Annotated in this window: 24 protein-coding genes; 8 read left to right on the top strand and 16 right to left on the bottom strand. The window is 64.7% G+C overall.

Annotated elements, in window-relative coordinates:
* Positions 1-129: 129 nt before the first annotated feature.
* Both BHK69_RS17105 and BHK69_RS17100 read right to left on the bottom strand, forming a co-directional pair.
* Positions 130-510, bottom strand: coding sequence for a nuclear transport factor 2 family protein (locus BHK69_RS17105; protein ID WP_069691150.1), 381 nt, complete (start codon positions 508-510; stop codon positions 130-132).
* A 58-nt stretch (positions 511-568) separates the two neighbouring features.
* The gene (locus BHK69_RS17100; protein ID WP_069691149.1) at positions 569-1,720 is read right to left on the bottom strand and encodes an NADH:flavin oxidoreductase/NADH oxidase; all 1,152 of its coding nucleotides are present in this window, start codon (positions 1,718-1,720) and stop codon (positions 569-571) included.
* Positions 1,721-1,865: 145 nt separating this feature from the next.
* Here BHK69_RS17100 and BHK69_RS17095 point away from each other — a divergent pair, with 145 nt between their 5' ends.
* Complete coding sequence (locus BHK69_RS17095; protein WP_069691148.1) at positions 1,866-2,498, top strand: TetR/AcrR family transcriptional regulator; 633 nt, start codon at positions 1,866-1,868, stop codon at positions 2,496-2,498.
* Positions 2,499-2,564: 66 nt separating this feature from the next.
* Positions 2,565-2,909: a cupin domain-containing protein gene (locus BHK69_RS17090; protein WP_069691147.1), complete on the top strand. Its 345-nt coding sequence runs from the start codon at positions 2,565-2,567 to the stop codon at positions 2,907-2,909.
* 45 nt (positions 2,910-2,954) lie between these two features.
* On the opposite strand, the gene BHK69_RS17085 is transcribed toward BHK69_RS17090, so the two are convergent.
* The 5 genes from BHK69_RS17085 to BHK69_RS17065 all read right to left on the bottom strand — a co-directional run bounded on the left by BHK69_RS17085 (position 2,955) and on the right by BHK69_RS17065 (position 7,536).
* A complete protein-coding gene (locus tag BHK69_RS17085) occupies positions 2,955-3,659 on the bottom strand; it encodes a ribonuclease activity regulator RraA (RefSeq protein WP_069691146.1) in 705 nt (234 codons plus the stop codon).
* Between the two features lie 36 nt (positions 3,660-3,695).
* Entirely contained in the window at positions 3,696-4,481 is a 786-nt protein-coding gene (locus BHK69_RS17080) for an SDR family oxidoreductase (protein ID WP_069691145.1), read from the bottom strand.
* A gap of 28 nt (positions 4,482-4,509) precedes the next feature.
* The gene (locus tag BHK69_RS17075; protein WP_083269863.1) at positions 4,510-5,754 is read right to left on the bottom strand and encodes a pyridoxal phosphate-dependent aminotransferase; all 1,245 of its coding nucleotides are present in this window, start codon (positions 5,752-5,754) and stop codon (positions 4,510-4,512) included.
* 183 nt (positions 5,755-5,937) lie between these two features.
* The gene (cnbZ, locus tag BHK69_RS17070; protein WP_069691144.1) at positions 5,938-6,717 is read right to left on the bottom strand and encodes a 2-amino-5-chloromuconate deaminase CnbZ; all 780 of its coding nucleotides are present in this window, start codon (positions 6,715-6,717) and stop codon (positions 5,938-5,940) included.
* 30 nt (positions 6,718-6,747) lie between these two features.
* A complete protein-coding gene (locus BHK69_RS17065) occupies positions 6,748-7,536 on the bottom strand; it encodes an SDR family NAD(P)-dependent oxidoreductase (RefSeq protein WP_069691143.1) in 789 nt (262 codons plus the stop codon).
* Positions 7,537-7,681: 145 nt separating this feature from the next.
* Here BHK69_RS17065 and BHK69_RS17060 point away from each other — a divergent pair, with 145 nt between their 5' ends.
* Positions 7,682-8,608: a LysR family transcriptional regulator gene (locus BHK69_RS17060; RefSeq protein WP_069691142.1), complete on the top strand. Its 927-nt coding sequence runs from the start codon at positions 7,682-7,684 to the stop codon at positions 8,606-8,608.
* 900 nt (positions 8,609-9,508) lie between these two features.
* Here the strand turns inward: BHK69_RS17060 and BHK69_RS17055 are convergent.
* Positions 9,509-10,006, bottom strand: coding sequence for a hypothetical protein (locus tag BHK69_RS17055; protein WP_148663465.1), 498 nt, complete (start codon positions 10,004-10,006; stop codon positions 9,509-9,511).
* A 701-nt stretch (positions 10,007-10,707) separates the two neighbouring features.
* On the opposite strand from BHK69_RS17055, the gene BHK69_RS17050 reads away from it, so the two are divergent.
* Positions 10,708-10,956 carry a hypothetical protein gene (locus tag BHK69_RS17050; protein WP_069691140.1) on the top strand — a complete coding sequence of 83 codons (249 nt, stop codon included), beginning with the start codon at positions 10,708-10,710 and terminating at the stop codon, positions 10,954-10,956.
* A gap of 27 nt (positions 10,957-10,983) precedes the next feature.
* Here the strand turns inward: BHK69_RS17050 and BHK69_RS17045 are convergent, their stop codons facing one another.
* Both BHK69_RS17045 and BHK69_RS17040 read right to left on the bottom strand, forming a co-directional pair.
* Positions 10,984-11,604 carry an alpha/beta hydrolase gene (locus BHK69_RS17045; protein ID WP_148663464.1) on the bottom strand — a complete coding sequence of 207 codons (621 nt, stop codon included), beginning with the start codon at positions 11,602-11,604 and terminating at the stop codon, positions 10,984-10,986.
* Positions 11,605-11,704: 100 nt separating this feature from the next.
* Entirely contained in the window at positions 11,705-12,652 is a 948-nt protein-coding gene (locus BHK69_RS17040; RefSeq protein WP_069691138.1) for a ring-cleaving dioxygenase, read from the bottom strand.
* A gap of 199 nt (positions 12,653-12,851) precedes the next feature.
* On the opposite strand from BHK69_RS17040, the gene BHK69_RS17035 reads away from it, so the two are divergent.
* Positions 12,852-13,277: a DoxX family protein gene (locus BHK69_RS17035; protein ID WP_069691137.1), complete on the top strand. Its 426-nt coding sequence runs from the start codon at positions 12,852-12,854 to the stop codon at positions 13,275-13,277.
* Positions 13,278-13,632: 355 nt separating this feature from the next.
* Positions 13,633-14,580: a LysR family transcriptional regulator gene (locus BHK69_RS17030; protein WP_069691136.1), complete on the top strand. Its 948-nt coding sequence runs from the start codon at positions 13,633-13,635 to the stop codon at positions 14,578-14,580.
* Between the two features lie 123 nt (positions 14,581-14,703).
* Here BHK69_RS17030 and BHK69_RS17025 read toward each other — a convergent pair whose 3' ends face one another.
* Positions 14,704-15,210 carry a YciE/YciF ferroxidase family protein gene (locus BHK69_RS17025; RefSeq protein ID WP_069691135.1) on the bottom strand — a complete coding sequence of 169 codons (507 nt, stop codon included), beginning with the start codon at positions 15,208-15,210 and terminating at the stop codon, positions 14,704-14,706.
* Between the two features lie 452 nt (positions 15,211-15,662).
* Here BHK69_RS17025 and BHK69_RS17020 point away from each other — a divergent pair, with 452 nt between their 5' ends.
* A complete protein-coding gene (locus BHK69_RS17020; RefSeq protein WP_148663463.1) occupies positions 15,663-15,872 on the top strand; it encodes a hypothetical protein in 210 nt (69 codons plus the stop codon).
* 64 nt (positions 15,873-15,936) lie between these two features.
* On the opposite strand, the gene sugE is transcribed toward BHK69_RS17020, so the two are convergent.
* Entirely contained in the window at positions 15,937-16,251 is a 315-nt protein-coding gene (sugE, locus tag BHK69_RS17015) for a quaternary ammonium compound efflux SMR transporter SugE (RefSeq protein WP_069693736.1), read from the bottom strand.
* A 245-nt stretch (positions 16,252-16,496) separates the two neighbouring features.
* On the opposite strand from sugE, the gene BHK69_RS17010 reads away from it, so the two are divergent.
* Entirely contained in the window at positions 16,497-16,961 is a 465-nt protein-coding gene (locus BHK69_RS17010; RefSeq protein WP_199578916.1) for a translation initiation factor 2, read from the top strand.
* 176 nt (positions 16,962-17,137) lie between these two features.
* On the opposite strand, the gene BHK69_RS17005 is transcribed toward BHK69_RS17010, so the two are convergent.
* From BHK69_RS17005 to plsX, 4 genes are all read right to left on the bottom strand, one after another.
* Positions 17,138-17,674, bottom strand: a complete 537-nt coding sequence (locus BHK69_RS17005; RefSeq protein WP_069693735.1) for a MerR family transcriptional regulator — start codon at positions 17,672-17,674, stop codon at positions 17,138-17,140.
* Between the two features lie 32 nt (positions 17,675-17,706).
* Positions 17,707-18,021, bottom strand: coding sequence for an integration host factor subunit alpha (locus BHK69_RS17000; RefSeq protein ID WP_069691132.1), 315 nt, complete (start codon positions 18,019-18,021; stop codon positions 17,707-17,709).
* A 191-nt stretch (positions 18,022-18,212) separates the two neighbouring features.
* Positions 18,213-19,190 carry a beta-ketoacyl-ACP synthase III gene (locus tag BHK69_RS16995; RefSeq protein WP_069691131.1) on the bottom strand — a complete coding sequence of 326 codons (978 nt, stop codon included), beginning with the start codon at positions 19,188-19,190 and terminating at the stop codon, positions 18,213-18,215.
* Between the two features lie 12 nt (positions 19,191-19,202).
* A complete protein-coding gene (gene plsX, locus BHK69_RS16990) occupies positions 19,203-20,261 on the bottom strand; it encodes a phosphate acyltransferase PlsX (protein WP_069691130.1) in 1,059 nt (352 codons plus the stop codon).
* Between the last annotated feature and the right edge of the window lie 9 nt (positions 20,262-20,270).

Raw genomic sequence — 20,270 nt, 5'->3', positions numbered from 1 at the left:
GACACGGCGGAGCGCAGCGCTCGGTTGCGTCTGCACCAGGCTCCGGAGGGCGGAAATGGACGGCCGAAATTGGCCGCAACTGCGGTGACGGACTATGGCCGCCACCGGCAGTTTCTAAGTTTACTTGGCTTAAGGGCGTTGGTGGGTGTGGTAGATCTTGCTGACGATGGTCCAGTCGCCATCGACTTTCAGCAGGTGGAAGAAGTCCGTGAAGCAGAAGCCCGAGGCGTCGTTGGTATCGACGCGCGCGCTGGCGGCCGTTCCGATGATGTCGACGCGGGCGATCACGGCGCGAGCTTCGGGCGAAGCCTTGAAGGCGGTGTCGATGCCGTCAAAGAGGCTCGAGATCGGGCCGCCCGAGAGCTTGCCGTTCTCGACGCCGAACATGGTGGCCACCTCAGCGAAGGCGGGCTTCATGATGGCGCTGGAGGCTTGGGCCACGCCGTCATTGTATTTGTTCAGGGCAGCGGTGATGAGGGCGTAGTCGTCTACATAGGTAGGTTTCGACATGATTTATGTCCTTTTCTGGGATGACCCCGGCTCTGCGCCGGTGGTGGAGTAAGAAGATTCAGGCGGCGGTTTGCGCCGGAGCCCAGGGGCCAAGCGCAGCAAGGCGCTTGGCTCGGTGATCGAGCCACCAGCCCAGTTGCGGGGGCCAACCTGCGAAGGGCTCCTCGGGTTTGGCAGCGCCAAGCGCCTGCTCGGCGCGGAAGGCGAAACCCGGATCGTTGAGCGCGGCATGGCCCAGGGCCACGATGTCGGCGTGGCCGTTGGCGATCACCGCCTCGGCCTGGCGGGGATCGACGATCAGGCCTACCGCCATGGTCTTGATGTCCGCGCCCTGGCGCACGCGTGCGGCGAAGGGCGTCTGGAACCCATAGCCATTCGGATAGTCGAAGACCCCGAACCCGCCCGAGGAGTTGTCGATCACGTCGACGCCGGCCTTGGCCAGTTCGCGGGAGAAGACGACGGAATCCTCAACGGTCCAGCCGTCGCGGCTGCCGTCCACCGCCGAGATACGGACGAAAAGAGGACGGTTCTGCGGCCAGATCGCGCGTAGCTCGCGGGCGATCTCGAGTGGCAGACGCATCCGGTTTTCAAGGCTGCCGCCATAGGCGTCCCTACGCTTATTGGTCAGGGGCGACAGGAAGGCGTTCAGCAGGAAGCCGTGTGCACAATGAAGCTCCAGGACCTCGAAGCCGGCCTGCAGGGCGCGTTCGGCCGCGTTGGCGAAGTCACGCTTCACCTTGGCGATGCCGTCGTCATCCAGTGCGACTGGCGTCGGCCACCCTTCGGCCGCTGGGCGTGCAGTCGGGGAAACGGTCTGCCACCTTTTCTCGCCCGCGATCAGCGGGGTGTCGAGAACAGGCGTGTTGCCGTGCCAGGGACGCAGCAGCGAGGCCTTGGGTCCGGCATGGCCGATCTGGATGCCGGGAACCGCACCCTTGGCCTTGAGAAAGGCTGCGATGCGCGACAGTCCGGGAATGTGGGCGTCGTCCCACAGGCCGAGATCGCCATGGGTAATGCGGGCCTCGGGCGAGACCCCAGTGGCCTCGACCATCACGAGGCCGAACCCGCCCAGTGCGAACCGGCCATAGTGGACGACGTGGTAGTCGTCGGCGAAGCCGTCGGTCGCCTGGTACTGGCACATGGGAGAGACCGCGACGCGGTTGCGCAGGGTCGTACCCCGCAGTGTCAGAAGATCGAACAAATGGGTCATTGTGGCTCTCATACCCGGACGCCTTGCCATGTCGGCTTCGGCAATCCATGTTTGTAGTGAACATTACAGAGCGCAGTATCTGTAGCGGTTACTACAGACTGTCAACCCCCCTTGCGCCCGATCAGGGAGACAAAACGGACCGCCAATGCCGCAACACACGACGATCACGCCCCATCGGAGCAAAGGAAAACCGCGCACGTTCGACCGGGACGCGGCGCTTAACCGTGCCTTGGGAGTGTTCTGGCGACGGGGCTATGAGCCCGCGACGATCGCCGAACTCTGCGCGGCCATGGAGATCAATCCGCCCAGCCTCTATGCGGCCTTCGGCAACAAGGCCCAGTTGTTCATGGAGGCCGTCCAGCATTACGAGCGCGTCTACTGGGACGCCACATGGCAACGCATGGAGGACGGGCCGGACGTGTACGTGGCGATGGCTGGCTTCTTCCGAGAGGCCGCCGGAATCCTGACCTCGCAGGAGGCGCCTTGCGGATGCCTCGTCATCCTGGCCGCGACAAACGTCTCGGCTGAGGGGCAGGAAGTGAACGATGCGCTTCGGACTCTGCGTAGGGAAGGCAGGGACTGCTTTCTTACCCGCGTCAGGCGGGCCGTTGCCGATGGACAATTGCCCACCGATACGGATGTGGAAGGCCTGGCGGCAGCGCTCAACACGATGCTGGAAGGCATGTCGCTCCAGGCGCGCGATGGCGCCAACCACAAAGAGCTCGACCGCGTCGCTGAAATCGCCATGGCGATGCTGCCCGGCCGGAACCAGCCATAACGGACAGCGCAACGGCGCCGACGACGAAAAGCGGCTTTTCCTGATGGAACCGACAAGGATAAGGACATGGCGAAATTCCTCGCACTGGGCATCGAGGGCGTCGAGCCGGAGGAGTACGGCCCCGATGAGGGCAGCGTGGTCTCCGGCGCTCCCCGTTTCAGATCATGGACACGGGACGAGGCCGACGGGGGCCTCTCTTGCGGGATCTGGGAGGCGACACCTGGCAAGTGGCGCTTCGAGAACCCGCATTGGGAGTATTGCCGCATCCTGTCCGGCGTCTCGGTCGTGACCGAGGACGGGGGTGAACCCCATATCGTCCGGACCGGCGACAGCTTCGTCTTGCGCGCCGGCTTCAAGGGGGCCTGGGACGTCATCGAAACGACCCGCAAGGACTATGTGATCCGGACTTGAGGCAGCATGGCGGGCGGCGACCGGCGCCACCCCTCGTGCGACGTCTCAGCTCTTGGCCTTGCTGGCCTCGTAGCGGGCCTTGTTCTCGGCGTTGGGCGGATAGAGCCCCGGCAGAGCGGCGCCGGCCTCAATCTCCTGCATGATCCAGGCTTCCAGACGCTCCTGTTCGGGGGCGGCTTCGAGCACGGCGTCGATCAGAGCGGCGGGGATCAGGACCGCGCCATCGTCATCGACAACGATGATGTCGTCGGGATAGACGGCGACGCCGCCACAGGCGATCGGCTCCTGCCAGTTGACGAAGGTCAGCCCCGCGACCGACGGCGGCGCGGCTGCGCCCTGGCACCAGACCGGCAGGCCGGTGCCGAGCACGCCGGCGACATCGCGCACGACGCCGTCGGTGATCAGCGCGGCCACGCCCTTCTTGGCCATGCGCGCGCAGAGGATGTCGCCGAAGATGCCTGCATCGGTGACGCCCATGGCGTCGACCACGGCGATGCAGCCATCCGGCATCGCCTCGATCGCGGCGCGGGTCGATCTCGGCGAAGACCAGGATTCGGGCGTGGCGAGATCCTCGCGGGCCGGCACGAAGCGCAAGGTGAAGGCACGCCCGACGAGGCGCGGCTGGCCTGGCTTCAGCGGCTTCGTTCCGCGCAGCCAGACATTGCGCAAGCCCTTCTTGAGCAGGATCGTCGTCAGGGTTGCCGTCGTCACCTTGGACAGGATTTCGACGATGTTCGCATCGGTGGTCATCGGAAGTTCTCGCTGCTGAAGGATGGGAAGGAAGGATCAGATGCTGGCGATTAGGCCGCCGTCGACGCGGATGACGCTGCCGGTCAGGTAGGCGGCGCGTTCGCTGGCCAGGAAAGCGACGACATCGCCATACTCCTCCGGCCGGCCATAGCGGCCGAGCGCAATCGCGCCGGTGCTCTCCGCAGCGACGGCTTCGACGCTGCGGTTCTCGCGCTTGGCCTTCTGCTCATCGAGGAAGCTGATGCGCGACGTCGCGATCCGGCCGGGCAGCACGATATTGGCGGTGACGCCGTCGGCGCCGACCTCCCGCGCCAGCGTCTTCGACCAGCCGACAAGCGACAGCCGCAAGGCGTTCGAGATACCGAGATTGGGGATGGGCGCCACAACGCCCGAGGAGGTCGAAGTGATGATCCGGCCCCAGTTGCGCTCGCGCATGCTGGGCAGGACCCGGTCGGTCAGCGCGATCACCGAAAGCACCATCGCCTGGAAATGCTTGGCCCAGAGTTCGCTCGGTTGGCCGGAGGCGGGGGTCGGCGGCGGGCCGCCGGTGTTGTTGACGAGGATGTCGACAGGGCCGAGTTCGGCCTCGATGGTAGCGATACGGTCCTCAATGATTGAGAGATCGGCCAGATCCCAGGCCAGCGTCAGGGCCGTGCCACCCTCAGCCTCGATCGCAGTGGCCGTGCGCTCGAGCGCCGCCGGGTCGATGTCGCCGAGCGCGACACGCACGCCCTCCCGCGCCAGCGCCGTCGCGATCGCGCCGCCGAGTCCGCCGCCAGCGCCCAGCACCAGCGCTGTCTTCCCCTTGATGCCGAGATCCATCGGTCTTCTCCTGTATTTGCGATCAGCTTCAGCCGAGCCGGCTGCAGGCATCGGCGATGCGCTCGCAGGCGGAGCTCAGGCGCTCGGTGGCCGTGGCGAAGGAGATTCGAAAGAACGGGGCGAGCCCGAAAGCCGAGCCTGGCACGACAGCGACATTGGCCTCCTCGAGCAGGAAGGTGGCAAAGTCGACATCCGTCTCGATCTTTCGCCCATCCGGTCGCATGCGGCCGATCAGGCCAGCGCAGGACGGAAACAGGTAGAATGCACCGTCCGGTGCGCGGCAGCTCAGGCCCGGGATACCGTTGAAGGCCGCGAGGCAAAGGTCGCGCCGCTGCTGGAACACCGCATTGCGCTCGGCCAGGAAGTCGAGCGGGCCGCTGAGGGCCGCGACGGCGGCGGCCTGCGACACCGAGCTCGGATTGGTCGTGCTCTGCGACTGGATCGTCGCCATGGCCTTGATCAGCCTGGTCGGACCACCGGCATAGCCGATGCGCCAGCCGGTCATCGCATAGGCCTTCGAGACGCCGTTGCAGGTCAGCACGCGGTCGAACAGGGCCAGCTCGACGGCGGCGATGGTGGCGAATTCCCAGCCGTCATAGCGGAGGTGCTCGTACATATCGTCGGTGAGCACCATCACCTGCGGATGGTCGAGCAGGACGTCGGCGAGCGCGCGCAGCTCGGCGGCGGAATAGCCAGAACCGGTCGGGTTGCTCGGCGAATTCAGCACCAGCCATTTCGTGCGTGGGGTGATCGCCGAACGCAGCGCCTCGGAGGTCAGCTTGAAACCGTCGGCCTCGCCGCAAGCCACCGTGACAGGCTTGCCGCCGGCAAGCCGGACCATGTCGGGATAGGAGACCCAGTACGGCGCCGGGATGATGACCTCGTCGCCCTCGTCTAGCGTGGCGCAGAGCGCGTTGTAGAGGACCTGCTTGCCGCCGGTGCCGACGCTGATTTGCGACGGCTCGTAGCGCAGGCCGTTCTCGCGCTCGAATTTGGCGACGATCGCGCGCTTCAGCTCGGGCGTCCCGTCGACATCGGTGTATTTGGTCTGCCCGGCGTCAATCGCGGCCTTGGCCGCCTCCTTGACGTGGGCGGGCGTGTCGAAATCCGGCTCGCCCTGCGAAAGGCCGATCACGTCCTTGCCCTGGCGTCGCAGTTCGTTGGCGAGTTGCGTGATCGCGATGGTGGGAGACGGCTGGACCGCCGACATGCGCCGCGCGAGCCGAACGCCCAGCCCTGGTGCGGTTGGGAATGTTGCAGTGGCGCCGTGCATCGTACCGCCCTCCATCAGCGTGCGCGCCATACCGTCAGCCAGATCGGCTCGGCGCCACATGTCTCATTTGCTGACAGCATGCGCCCTTTCGGGCGAAAGGGAATACGGGTTTCAGTGCTTTCGAAAGATAGAAAAACTATCAGCTTTGGCATAGCGCAGCGCAGCCCGCCGCTCTCACCGCCCCTAGCGATTGGGCAGGCTGAGCTCCTGCCGGATCGCGCGCGCCTCAAGCTCGACCTCGCCACCGGCGATCGGGGGGCGCGCTCGATAGACCAGTACGCCACGGCGGATCGGCTCGCCGAGTGCACCGAGCAGGGCAGCCCCCCACAGCTCAGGGATCTCGTGCGCATGGAAGAGCGCGATGCGCGTGGTCTCGCTCCACGAGTGCCCGAGCTTTGCCAGCGTCGCTCCGACCGTGTCGATGGTGAAGCGGGTGCGCCGCTGCATCGCTGCGGGACTTGTATCGCCCTCGGCGATGATCTTGCCGTCCGCCCCGATATCGGCCTGGCCGGACAACAGGAAGGTGGCCGCCTTCGCGGTTGTGGGCACCGTGTAGCTGAAGGCGCACATCGCCGTCGCCCCAGGCGGATGCAAATCCAGCGCGATGTTCGAGCGGCAGACGCAGCTATAGTCGCCAAAGAGCAGGCCCCATTCGTGCAGCTTCGCGAGGTAGGGCACGTTGAAGCTCGACCAGTTGTCGAAGGTCAGCGGTTCTGGCACCCGCAGCTCGATCCCGCCGAAGGCCTGGACCGGCCGGCCGACACTCTTCAGATGGCTTGCGATGAAATCATAGGCCTGCTCGAGCGGCACCCAGTTCTGGAGCTCCGCGCGTACCACCTCATATCCCTGATCGGGAAGGATGCCGGAGCAATAGGCCACGCCGCTCGGCAGAATGGCGTAGTTGCCGGCGCTGTTGGCGAGCAGCCCGTCGGAACGGGTGGTGATCTGTGGCGAGTCGGCCATGGCGACCTCCTTGATGATGTCCTGGGCGGCCTAGAACTCGTCGAGCGCTGGCGGGTCGAACCAGTTGGTCAGCGACAGGCCGCCATCGACGACGAAAGCCGAGCCGGTGACATAGGCGGACAGGCGGTTCGACAGGACTGCGAGCGCCATCGGCGCGAGATCCTCGCTGCGTCCGAGCCGCCCAAGCGGAATATGCCGGGTCAGCGAGGGATCGGCCACGAATCCTCCAGCTGCGATTGCACCCGGCACCAGTGCGTTGACCCTGATGCCGAAGCGGCCCAGCGTCTTGGCAAGTTCCTTGACCAACATGGCCAGCGCCGCCTTCGACGTACTGTAGTGGGGCAGATTGCGCGGCGTCGCGGCATGCAGCGAGGTCAGCAGCAGGAACGAGCCCGGCTTGCGCTCCGCGATCAACGAGCGCGCGATCTCGCGGGCAAGGTGAAAGCCTGCGTCCACGTTCACGGCGCGCATGTATTCCCAGGTATCATCCGACACAGCCAGCGCGTGATCCGTCTCGCGCCGCGGCGGCGCGGCGCTATGGACGAAATGGCTGACGGTTCCGAGCGTACTGCGGGCACGGGCGAGCAGCGCATCGCAGCCCTCGCGGACGGCGAGGTCACCAACCCACGGCACGGCGAGCTCCGGCCGGATCGAGCCCGCGATCGCAGCCTCGACTTTATCCTCACTCAGATCGGCGAACACGGTGCGTACGCCTTCCGCGACCAAGGCCTGCGCGATGGCGCGGCCAATGCCGTTACCGGCGCCGGTCACGAGCGCCGTGTCCTGCTTAGGATCGAAAGGGCGATCGAAAACGCTCATATTGCTATACCCTGATCGAGGAGCTGCGCCACGACGCCCAATCGACGAAATCGTCACCCGCGGCACTGCAGCACATGATCATTGACGCCGGCGCGGTGCGAGGGAATATGTGTTTTCCTACCTTCGACATTCAGGGAAACTGATAGTGGAGACGCGCTTTCTCCAAACCTTCCTGAGTGTCGTGCAGACCGGTTCGCTCTCCGAGGCGGCAAGGCGGCTCAACATCACGCCATCGGCGGTCATCCAGCGGATCAAAGCGTTGGAAGACGAGATCGGACGGCCGCTCATCCAGCGTTCCGGCCATACGATGCAGCCGACACCGGCTGGAGCTGCCATCCTCGCTGAGGTCGAGCACATGCTCGCTGTTGCCGACGACATCAAGGCTGCCGCCGCTTCCGACCTTGAAACCGGCTTGCTACGCGTCGGCGTGATCAACTCCGCCCTGACCGGCCTGCTCCCCGACCTGCTCGTGCAGTTGCGGCAGAACCGGCCCGGGATCGAACTCTACATCCTGCCGGGGATGTCCGGCGACCTCTATTCCTGCATCATCGACGGTGAGCTCGACGCGGCAATCATGGTGCAGCCTCACTTCGCGCTCCCCAAGGCCCTGGACTGGCTCCTGTTGCGCCAGGAGGAGCTGCTGGTCATCACGCCGCTGAGCGTTACCGAGACCGACTCGCGCGCGATCCTGAAGCACCAGCCCTTCATCCGCTATGATCGCAACCACTGGGGCGGTCGCATCGTCGATCTGCACCTGCGCAAGCTGAAGATCCGGCCGCGCGAGCAATATGAACTCGATTCGCTCGAGGCGATCACGGTCCTGGTCAGCCGCGGCCTCGGCGTTTCGCTCATCCCGGACTGGCTACCACCCTGGCCAGAAGGCGCCAATGTGCGCCGGATCAAGGCGAGCGGAGCACCGACACGCGATGTCGGTATCCTCTGGTCGCGAAGCTCGAAGCGGCTGCCGCTGATCCGCGCCTTTGTCGCCGAAGCGGTCAGTGCCATCCGGCTAAAACAGAGCCTGCACAGGCCTTCCGCGCGGGAAGAGGCGCTACCGGCACGATCATGGTGATTGGGCGAGCCGGTTCTAGGTGCGCAAAAAGGGCTTGATCTTTGAGCTGCGATTAGACGGCCACCTCGGTGGCACGCGGTATTTGGCCTGCTAACGCCAAGAGCTCCAGTCTAGCTTGGAGGCAGTCCTGTCCATTCCTTTGGGATCGCGGAATACGGAGTGTCCTGATGCCTCGGCGGCCGTCCCCTCCGATGCCGATGCGTCCCTCGAAATCCGTCGCTTTCACTCCGCCGCCGACATCATCCATGCGTTGGCACGGCATCACCACGCAATATGGGCTTTCGCAGTCGCATTTCTCTGACTGAGGACGGATGGCGCTACTGCGCCCGGTGCTTACTGGCGGTGGCTTGCCGGAACCCGTCTTTCGGCTGCCCGGCCTTGCAGCGGGCCGCCTTCGACGATCCGGCCACTAATGACCAGCTATTGGACACTGAACGAACGCATCGCATATAAGGTTCGAATCCTCTCGCTCCGACCATTTTTCTTTATTGTCGATGATGGCTCGACCGGGCACCGCCTTGCGCGCCGCCGGCCAGTTCGCCTCCCCGGCGAGCAATCCCCGAGCTTAGCGACAGAGAGACCGGCAGGATTGCGCTAGGCGCTTGTGCTACTCCGGCTCGCTCATCCTAGCTCTGAAACGCACCGTCATTCCGGGGCGCGCCACAGACCTGAGCCTGCCTCATGAACACGAAGCTGCTCCAGTTCGTCATGCTCGCCCTCGTGGCGAGCATCCACATCTTGAACACAGGCCTCGACAAACGAAGACGTGGATGGTCGGGACAAGCCCGACCATGACGGATGACGCGGTGTTCATCGGGGCTGGGCGCTACGCCTCGCGTAGTCCCGGAATGATGCAGTGGTTCAGAAGGCACCGGGAAACGACTAAACGCAGCCGGTCCCCTACGGCATAATGACGTTGACCTTGCGCTCGGCCTGGGCGCTCAGGGAGGCTGGCGTGCTGGCGAACTCGGGCACGATCTTGAATTTCGGCATCGCCCTGCCGGAGAATTCGGTCAGGAGCTTGATGCGTTCGCGATCCCGGCTCGACACCAGCCGCGTTCCCTGCAGATCGTCGAAATCCGCCAATCGCCGCATGCTCCTGCCGCCGGCGTAGACCAGCACCTTGTTCGACAGGACGACGATATCGCCCCGGCGCAAGGTCGGATCGGTGAGGTACCAGTCGGGATTGCTGACGGGGTCGATCGAGACCTGCAGAAACCGCTTGGAATCGCCGTCGTCGTCCATCGAGACACGCGGGATCTTCGGTTTCGATGTCGGCTTCTTCGTCGGCCGGATCGTCATCTCCAGCGGCGCGATCTCTTGCCGCTGCGGAACCGGAGCGCCGAACAGCATTTCGAGCAAGCCGGCCTGTGCCTGCGACGCCGTGAGTGCAGACAAGGCCACAACCATGCCAATCAACTGAGACCGAGCACGCAACTGCATTGAACGGACACCAAGGTTGCTTGAGTATGGGACGCTTCACCTAGCGCCTGCTTGAACAGGCGAGGTAATCACTCATACCGAACTTGCTCAGCCGGCGCCAGCCGTCTCGGCGTGATTGGTTAAACTAAATGCATATTTCACAGTACCTCTTGAGCAAATGCTCGCGGAATAGACAAACGCCGAGCCTTCAACCTCAGATTTCCGGCGCTATCATGCATATTCCGCCTCCCGTGCCCCGAGGCGCGCCAACCGGCTATGGCCCCCTTTCAGCGGCCCCCAGTGGCAAACCTGCTTGCCCGGCGCCCCCGGCCGGCAAGTTATCCACATGCCCGGCTAATCTTCCTTGCAATCGCCCCAGCTCTACCCCAACGTCAGCTTTGTCGCGTTGCCGGTGATGTACTCATGCATGCTTTCTCGCGTTCGGTGGAAAATCAGGTCTCGAGCCAGAGCGCCATCCTGCTGCGGGCGCTTGTCGTGATCGTCTTCGCCACGATCATCATCCTGCCATTGCTCGATTGATCGCCCAGCGGCTTATCGCCCGGTGCCTTATCGCCCAGCGCCTTGGCCGAACAGGCGGATAATCCCGGCTCGTATCCGCCCCATTTCACGCGTAGGCTGCCTTGTGACGGACGTGGCGTGACATAGGGGAAGAAACAATGGCAGGGGAAGATCGCGGACCACGCGAAGATCGCGGACCACGCGCCTGGCACGACGTGCACAGCGTTCAGGAAGCGCCGCGCGAGAAGCAGAAATCGAGCGGGCGGATCGCGGCCGAGGAAGCCGCCTCCCGCAAGAAGATCGAGACGCTGCGCGCGCTCAGGCTGGCGAAGCAGGCGGCCGAGCCGCCCGCTCCTCCCGTCGTGAAGGCCAAGCCCACCAAACGCAAGGCCGTAGCCGAGGCGTAAGCACCCACCCTGGATTAGGTTTGAGATTCAAGCCTGATCCAGCCAACCACGCAGCAGGCCGACATCGCCTTGCGACAGGCCATGGCCTGTCGGCAGGATGCGGTGGTCGACTAGCCCTCCGCCTGCGGACAAGGTTTGCGCCAGACGCTCCGCATCCTGCGCTGGAATGATCGGATCGAGCGCACCCGACAGGATCAGAACGCGCTTGCCGGCGAGATCGGCCTTGGGCGGCAGCCGGAAGGGCGACATCGCGCGCAGCAGCGCAGCTCCGGCCAGAACCTCCGGACGCAGCAGCAACAGGCTGGCGGCGATATTGGCGCCATTGGAGAAGCCGAGCGCGACCGGCGCCGGCAGATCGTAGCGCTTGCGGGATTCCGCGACGAAATCCGCCAGCTCATGCGTGCGCGCGGTAAGGTCGGCCTCGTCGAAGACGCCTTCCGCCAGGCGCCGGAAGAAGCGCGGCATCGCCCCTTCCAAAACCTTGCCGCGCGGCGAGAGCAGGCTCACACCCGGCGCGACCATGCGCCCGAGCGGCAGCAGGTCGCGCTCATTGCCACCTGTGCCATGGAGCAGCAGCAGCGGCGGGCGCGATGCCTCAGCGCCCGGCTCGAAGACGTGAATGAAATCCGTGGTCGCGACAGCGTCCATCATGGTTCTCCTGTTCATAGGCGACATGGCTTGGGCGACATGGCTCGGGCGGCTTGGCACGCCCCTGCCCGGCTCGAAAGCCAGGCAGGGCGGCGCGATCTCAGCCGAGTTCCGGCAGCAGCGCCTCGATGCGCGCCCGCTGCGCCTCGAGCCCGGCAGGGAGCTTCAGTGCCTGGCCGAGCGTCGCCGCCGGCTCGTCGACGGCAAAGCCCGGCGCATCGGTCGCGATCTCGAAGAGAACGCGACCGGGCTCGCGGAAGTAGACGGAGCGGAAATAGTTCCGGTCCCTCTGCTCGGTGGCGCGGATGCCATGGTTCTCCGCGAGACGGCGCACCATGTCCTCCTGCGCTGCATCGTCTGCGGCGCGGAAGGCGACATGGTGGACCGAGCCTGCGCCCTGCCGGGCCGGCAGGAAGCCGCCTGCGACCCGCAGATCGACGATGGTGCCAAGTCCCGCAATACGAAGGGCCGCGCCCTCCGCCCGGTAGCGGATCAGCGTGTCCTCGCGCCCGATCTCCTTGAACCCGAGCACGTCGCCCAGGATCGCAGCGGTGGGCGCAGCGTCTTCGAGCAGCAGGCTGACGCTATGGAAACCGCGGATCGCATTCTCGGCTGGAACATCGCCGCCGTCCCAGGCCGCCTCACGCTCGATACCCGGCAGACCGACCAGCGCCAGCCGCATCCCATCGGGATCGCGGAACGCCAGCACGCTCTCGCCGAAGCGCTTCACCGGCACATCATGGGGCACAGCGTGTTCGATGAAGCGATGCGCCCAATAGCCGATCGCACCTTCGGGAACCCGAAACACCGTCTCCTGCGTCTCACCGACGCCGAGCCGGCCGGGCGCGGCATGCTCCCAGGGGAAGAATGTCAGGATCGTGCCGGGCGCCCCGGCGACATCGCCGTAATAGAGGTGATAGGTGCCGGGATCGTCGAAATTGACGGTCTTCTTGACCAGACGCAGGCCGAGCACCCGACCATAGAAGTCGAGATTGCGGCGCGCCGGACCGGAAATCGCGGTGACGTGGTGGATGCCGTTGATCTGCATGATGACAACTCCTCCCAAACCGGGCTGAAGGAGCAGGTGCTCCGTTGCCTCCAAAGATTGGTCGGGCGAGCTCAAAGCGCCAGAGCGCATACATTGCGTTGGTGCAATGTCGATCTTGGTATCTCACAATTTGCATTGCGTCTCGGTCAGATCAGTCTTTCGGACAGAGGCCAGCCCGGCCCCATCGGAGATTGCCCCCATGATCGACAACCGCTTCGCTCCCTATGGCGCTCTCGGCCTGCGCGTCGCGCTCGGCCTGATGTTCATCGCTCACGCCTATCTCAAGCTCGTGATCTTCACTCCCGCAGGCTTCGCCGGCTTCCTCGGCCAGGTCGGCCTGCCCGCCGTCCTCGCCTGGCCGATCATTCTGGCCGAGCTTCTCGGCGGCCTCGCCATCCTCACCGGCTTCTATGGTCGCTATGTCTCGATCCTGCTGCTGCCGGTCCTGCTCGGCGCCCTGATGGTCCATGCCCCCAATGGCTGGGTCTTCAACGCCCCCAATGGCGGCTGGGAATATCCCGCCTTCCTGGCGCTGGCCGCGCTGGCCCATGGCCTGATCGGCGATGGCGGGCTGGCCCTGAAGCCCGCCCGCCTGAGCTGGAACGGCGCGACCGCCTCGGCCTGAGCGGCGTTCAAGGCTTCTACCCCACACTCCTTCGCCGTCATCCCAGAGGTTGTTATGGACTATGGGGATGATTTGACGCTGGCGCTTTTGCGCGAATGCCAGAAGTTCGAGGACGCAAACCTTCCGGTTTGCTACGAAGAACGACGCCGCAGTCGCGCAAAAGCGCCGCGCCCTGCGGGTGAGGTCAAAACGACGGAGCTGCAGCGTCGCATCGCTTGCCGATACCAACGGTATCGCCTGCGCAATGCTCCTCCCATCTCCGTCGTTTTGACCTCATCAAATCGTCCCCATAGTCCATAACAACCTCTAGCCCCGTCGCCTTGATGGCGGCGAAGCCATGGCGGAGAGTGCGTGCATGAACACGACCGCGAAGACCACAACCGCGAAGACCTTGGCCTGGGACGACTTTCGACTGATCAAGGCGATCGCGGATACGCGCGCGCTACCGGCCGCCGCCACAGTGCTCGGATTGAACCATTCGACGGTGTTCCGCCGGCTCGGGCAGATCGAGGAGGCACTCGGCCTCAAGCTGTTCGAGCGCCATCGCAGCGGCTATGTCGCGACGCCCGCCGGCGACGAGATGACGACGCTCGCCGAGCGCGTCGACGAGGACATCACCGCCTTTGCGCGCCGGCTCGCCGGACAGGAGATCAAGCCCGCCGGCGAATTGCGCGTCACCACCAACGACACGCTGCTGGTCGATCTGCTGACGCCGGTCTTCGCTGCCTTTCTCGGGCAATGCCCCGATATCCGGCTCGACATTCTGCTCGGCAACCAGTCGCTGAACCTGTCCAAGCGCGACGCCGATGTGGCGATCCGCGCGACCGACAACCCGCCCGAGACCCTGGTCGGCCGCCGCGCCGCCCGCATCGCCTGGGCGCTCTATGGCCGCATCGCCGATTTCCCGGAAGCTGCCGATATCGCAATCGAGAGCCTGTGGGCCCACAACTGGATTTCGCTCGGTGACCAGTTCACGGGACTGAAGGCCGTGCGCTATCTGAACCAGCATGTCGCGCCGGAGCGCATCGTCTACAAGGTCAACACAGTGCTGGGCCTGGCGGAGGCGGTCGAGGCGGGCATCGGCATCGGCTTCGTGCCCTGCTTCATCGCCGATACCAGACCGGGGCTGACGCGGCTGGCGGCGCCCGATCCAGGCTTTGCCGCCGATCTCTGGCTCCTGACCCATCCCGACCTCAGGCATTCGCCCAGGGTCAGGCTGTTCATGGACTTCATCGCCGGCGAACTTAGCCGGATGAAACCGCTGATCGAGGGCGACAAGGCGATCTCGCCTCGGCAGGGCTGAGGCCGGACACGGCTGGGGCGGGATGCCGGTCTCGACCGGCTTGCCGCGACATTCCCGCAAAATCACACGCCCGCGGCGGCCTCCCGTCGCGGGCGTCCGAAGAGCTGAGGAATCGGCACGCGATCAGGCCGCAGCCCTGCGATTCACGCCCCCTTCGGCGAGCATGGAGAGTTTGCCGTCGGCAGCGAATTCCTCGTCGAGATTCTGCTGCAGCAAAGCCGCGCAATCCACGCGACCGAGCTGCTTCGCCCATGCCGTCAGCGTGCCGTAGCGGGTGATCTCGTAGTGTTCCACGGCCTGGGCGGCCGCGATGATCGCGGCGTCGAGCACCGGCCCGTTTTGGACATCGCCGGTGAGCTCGTTGGCTTCCTCGATGATGCCATCGATGGCGGGACAGTTGATGGCCTTGGCCTCCGCGCCGTGCTGCTTGAAGACCTGCTCCAGCCGCGCAATATGCCCCTCGGTTTCCCTGCGATGGGTCTCCAGGCTCAGCTTGAGTGCCGGATCAGTCGCCTTTGCGATCAACTTTGGCAGGGATTTGTAGCTCGTCTTTTCAGCATAGTAGATATCCTGAAGCTGATGGATGAAAAGATCATCCATCGTTTTGATATCCTTGGAAAATAAACCCATTGAACTCTCCTGTCGCGGGATGTTGCTGTGACAGGCCGGCATCGCCTAGAGCAGGATGCGAAAAGTGAGAACCGGTTTTCGCATTGATCCTGCTCTAATTCTTAGATGAGAGACGGATTCAGATGTCAGCTGGGATCACTCCGTGATTCCCATCTGACATCATCCGGCTCTAGCGGCGATGCGCTTCCCCAGTCTTGGAACGTGCCTGGACGGCGACTGTTCCAACCGAAGCGGTATTCGCTGAAGGAGAACATGCTTTGTCAGTCGGGCTAACGCCTGATGAACTTAGCGGGAACCACGCCGTCATTCCGGGGCAGGCCGCAGGCCTGAGCCCGGAACCCAGAACCGATGCGCTCGATTGTTGAGGCTCGCCATGCGAGCGCGTTATGGAGAACCCGCATCGGCTCTGGATTCCGGGCTCTTCGCTAACGCGAAGCCCCGGAATGACGGCGGTGGTTCAAAATCAAGTCGTCACGCTCTATGATCCCGCCATGGACATGATCATCCCTCTCCTGATCGGCATGACCTTGATCTGGCTGATCGGCCGCGGCACGCCCTGGAACGCCAAGCTCGTGACCTTGGCCGTAACGCTCCTCGTCATCGTGCTGATCGTCGCGCTGGAGCGTGGCGGCTATTGGCCCGAGGCCTTCCGCAGGCGCTGATCGTTCCACAGGCGCTGATGTGGCCATCAACGCCTGTGCGCTCGCCGGCCCGGGCCGCGCCCGCTCAGGAGACGAGCTTCAGACCGACGATGCCCGTGACGATCAGGCCGATGCAGGCGAGGCGCAGCGCGCCCGCCGGCTCGCCCAGGAGGACGATGCCGAGCACGGCAGTGCCGATCGTGCCGACGCCGGTCCAGATCGCATAGGCTGTGCCGAGCGGCAGGCTTTTCAGCGCAAGTCCGAGCAGGCCCAGGCTCACCACCATGCTGGCGAGCGTCAGCACGCTGGGAACCAGCCGCGTGAAGCCTTGCGTGTATTTGAGACCAATCGCCCAGCCGACTTCGAACAGGCCGGCGACGAAGAGATAGAGCCAAGCCACAACGGCGCTCCTTTGCAGAAGGGCGAGGTCGTCCACGCCTGATGATGGGAGAGGCTTTCTCCGAGGTCGTCCTGGGCACCGATCTATAGCGCGACTTCTGAATATCAAGCCGACGCCGCAACATGGCCTTATGCGCGATAAACACAGCTTCTATACACGGAGAGGTTGCCGCCCGGCAGCAATGACGTTAGGCCAGCCCGCGTTACTGGCTGGGGGCTAAGATATTGAATCTTCGAATTTTCGTGGTGGCCGCAATCGCGGGCGCCCTGGGCGGCTGCGCGACCGTAACACGCGGCACGACAGACCAGATCACCGTCAACAGCATACCGTCCGAAGCCGAGGCTCGGACATCGCTCGGACATGCCTGCCCGGCGACACCATGCACCTGGGAGGTCAGCCGCAAAGCCGAGTTCACCGTCAGTTTCAGCAAGCCCGGCTATGAGGCCATGCAGATCCCGGTTGCGACACGCGTCGCAGGAGCCGGCGTGGCCGGTTTTGCCGGCAACGTCGTGATCGGCGGGCTCATCGGAATGGGCGTCGATGCGGCGACAGGCTCGACGCTGGAACACTATCCCAGCCCGGTCATCGCCACATTGATCCCGTTGCACAAATCCGGCGCTGCGGGGCGCTCCGACAAGCGACGCGGCGTTTCCTCACACCGCCGCGAAGTCGACAGGCCGCGCCCGAAAGAGGAGCCGCCTGTTACCTGATGCTGTAGGATTTTGATTGCATCGGCTTGTCCCGAAAACCGGTTCCCACTTTTCAGGCCGATGCTCCAGAGCGTTTTCCAGCGAAGTCGACACCGGCTCTCGTGAAGACAGCGCGTTAGAACAACGAGCTGGAGCTGTTGAACGATCCAATGGGATCGGGAACTGCTCCAGCCGCGTCAGGCGCCGTCGGGAACAGGCTGAGGCGCCAGGACGCTGCGCAGGATGCGCTGGCACTCGCCGAGCTCGGTCAAGACAGCTGACAGCACTGTCAGATCGTCGAGGCCCTCAGGCGGAACCGGACGCGAATGCTGCGGCGCGAACTCCTGATGCGGCTCGCCCTCCTGCGGATAGGCGGCCATGGCATGAACCGCCCCGGCATCGCCCTGCATCCCTGTCGCTGGCGCAGATGCCCGCTCCGGCCCCGGTGGGCCGACCGGCGCGCCGCGGCCAATCGCCTGGACATGGCGCGGCCCCTGCTCCTTGAGGATGCGCTGCAGCCCCTTGATGGTGTAGCCTTCGCCGTAAAGCAGGCGGCGAATGCCCTTCAGCAGCGCGACGTCGTCGGGACGATAATAGCGCCGCCCACCGCCGCGCTTGAGCGGCTTGATCTGCGTGAAGCGCGTTTCCCAGAAACGCAGCACATGTTGAGGAATGTCGAGGTCTTCTGCGACCTCGCTGATCGTCCGGAAGGCATCTACGCTCTTGGTGTCCATGTCGGCCTCATCGCCGGTGTGGAACTCCAGGCTCACTCGTCTTCGCCCTCACCCAACTGTCCGTTGATGCGCGCCTTCATCACATTCGAAGGCTTGAACACCATGACGCGACGCGGCTCAATCGGGACTTCGACTCCCGTCTTCGGATTACGCCCGATTCGCTCGCCCTTGTCTCGCACGACGAAGGATCCGAAAGAGGATAACTTGACGTTCTCGCCGCGCGCGACCGCGTCACAGATTTCGTCCAGCACCGCCTCGACGAGCTTCGACGACTCCGTCCGCGACAGACCGATCTTCTGATAGACAGCCTCGCACAGATCGGCGCGAGTAACCGTTTGCCCCGCCATTCATATCCTCCAAGGCGTTATGTCGGCCAGCGGGCATGCCGCCTGCCCTTCGCCAATATGGATGGCGGACGCTAGGCGTCCCGGCTGCGCCGGTCAATCCTAGAACACCCGCCAACTCACCCAAATTTTGGAAATTCGTTAGAAAAACCAAGTAAATCCGTCATAATCTGACGGATTTCCCGCGTCGTGCTTCACCACCGGATCAAGGCTGACCCCCAGGTGAAACCGCCGCCCATGGCCTCGATCAGGACGAGCTGTCCGCGCTTGATGCGGCCATCGTGATGCGCTTCGGCAAGCGCCAGCGGAATCGAGGCCGCCGAGGTGTTGCCATGCCGGTCAACGGTGACGACGACGCGCTCATGGTCGATGCCGAGCTTGTGGGCGGTGGCGTCGATGATGCGACGATTGGCCTGATGCGGCACGAACCAGTCGATATCGGCGCCAGTCAGCCCCGTCTCCTCGAAGGTGTGCCGGACCGTCTCCGCCAGATTGACGACGGCGTGGCGGAAGACCTCCTTGCCCTCCATGCGCAGGAAGCCGACGGTCTTGGTCGAACCCGCGCCGCCATCGACATAGAGCTTGTCCTTGTAGCGGCCATCCGAGCGGATATGGGTCGCCAGCACGCCGCGATCGGCGAGCGTGCCCTCGCCGGGCCCCGCTTTCAGCACGACCGCGCCGGCGCCATCGCCGAAGAGGACGCAAGTGGTGCGGTCCTCCCAGTCGAGGATGCGCGAGAAGGTCTCCGCGCCGATGACGAGTGCGGCCTTGGCGGCGCCCGTGGACAGGAACTTGTCGGCCGTCGCGAGCGCGAAGACGAAGCCCGAGCAGACGGCCTGGAGATCGAAGGCGACGCCGCCATTGATGCCGAGCGCGGCCTGGACCTGCGTCGCGGTCGCGGGAAAGGTGTGATCGGGCGTCGCGGTCGCGACGATGATCAGGTCGATCTCGGAGGCGTCCATGCCGGCGTCAGCGAGTGCAGCCTGCGCCGCCTTCAGGGCCAGCGCCGAGGTCGCCTCGTCATCGGCCGCGACATGGCGCTGGCGGATGCCGGTGCGCTGCACGATCCACTCATCGGTCGTGTCGACGCGCTGTGCCAGCTCGGCGTTGGTGACGATGCGTTGTGGCAGATAGGAGCCGCAGCCGCACAGAATGGAGCGCAGAATGGACAAGAAAGCTGTTCCCTATTCGGCGGTGGCGGCCTGCTGCGCCGCCGCCTCCGGCCGCGCAGTCGCGGCCACCATCTCGCGGACCTTCGCCATCAGGTTCTCGCGAGCCATTTCATAGCCCAATTCGGCCGCGCTGGCGAAGCCGATGGCGTCGGTGCCGCCATGGCTCTTGATGACGATGCCTTCGAGCCCGAGGAAGACGCCGCCATTGACCTTGCGCGGATCCATCTTGTCCCTGAGCGCGGCAAAGGCGCTGCGCGCGAAGAGATAGCCGATCTTGGCCATCAGCGAATGGCTCATCGCCGCGCGCAGATAGGAGCTGATCTGGCGCGCAGTGCCCTCGGCCGTCTTCAGCGCGATATTGCCGGTGAAGCCCTCGGTGACCACGACGTCGACCGTGCCTTTGCCGAGATCGTCGCCCTCGACGAAGCCATGATAGGCCAGATGCGGCAGGTTGCTCTCGCGCAGGATGCGGCCGGCTTCCTTCACCGCCTCGACGCCCTTGATCTCCTCGACGCCGACATTGAGCAGGCCGACCGTCGGGCGGTCGATATCGAAGACGACGCGGGCCATGGCAGCGCCCATCACCGCGAGATCGACGAGGTGGCGGGCATCGGCGCCGATCGTGGCGCCGACATCGAGCACGATGCTCTCACCGCGCACAGTCGGCCACAGGCATGCGATCGCCGGGCGGTCGACCTGCGGCATCGACTTCAGGCAGAATTTCGACATCGCCATCAGCGCGCCGGTGTTGCCGGCCGAGATCGTGACATCGGCCTCGCCGATCTTGGTCGCGTCGATGGCACGCCACATCGAGGATTTGTAGCGACCATAGCGCAGCGCCTGACTCGGCTTGTCGTCCATCTTCACCGACACATCCGTGTGGTGGAAGGTGGTGACCGCCTTGAGCCTGGGATGCGCGTCGAGCAAGGGCATGACCTGCGCCTGGTCGCCGAAGATCACGAAACGCGCATCGGGACGCCGCTCCAGCGTCAAGGCAGCGCCGGGAATGACCACGGATGGGCCGTGGTCTCCGCCCATCGCATCGAGCGCGATTGTAACCGGACGTGTCATGAGGTGATG

The organism is Bosea vaviloviae (genome assembly GCF_001741865.1).
Classification (GTDB): Bacteria; Pseudomonadota; Alphaproteobacteria; order Rhizobiales; family Beijerinckiaceae; genus Allobosea; species Allobosea vaviloviae.
The sequence above is the reverse complement of the archived record's forward strand: the minus strand, read 5'-3'. Positions and strand labels throughout refer to the sequence as shown.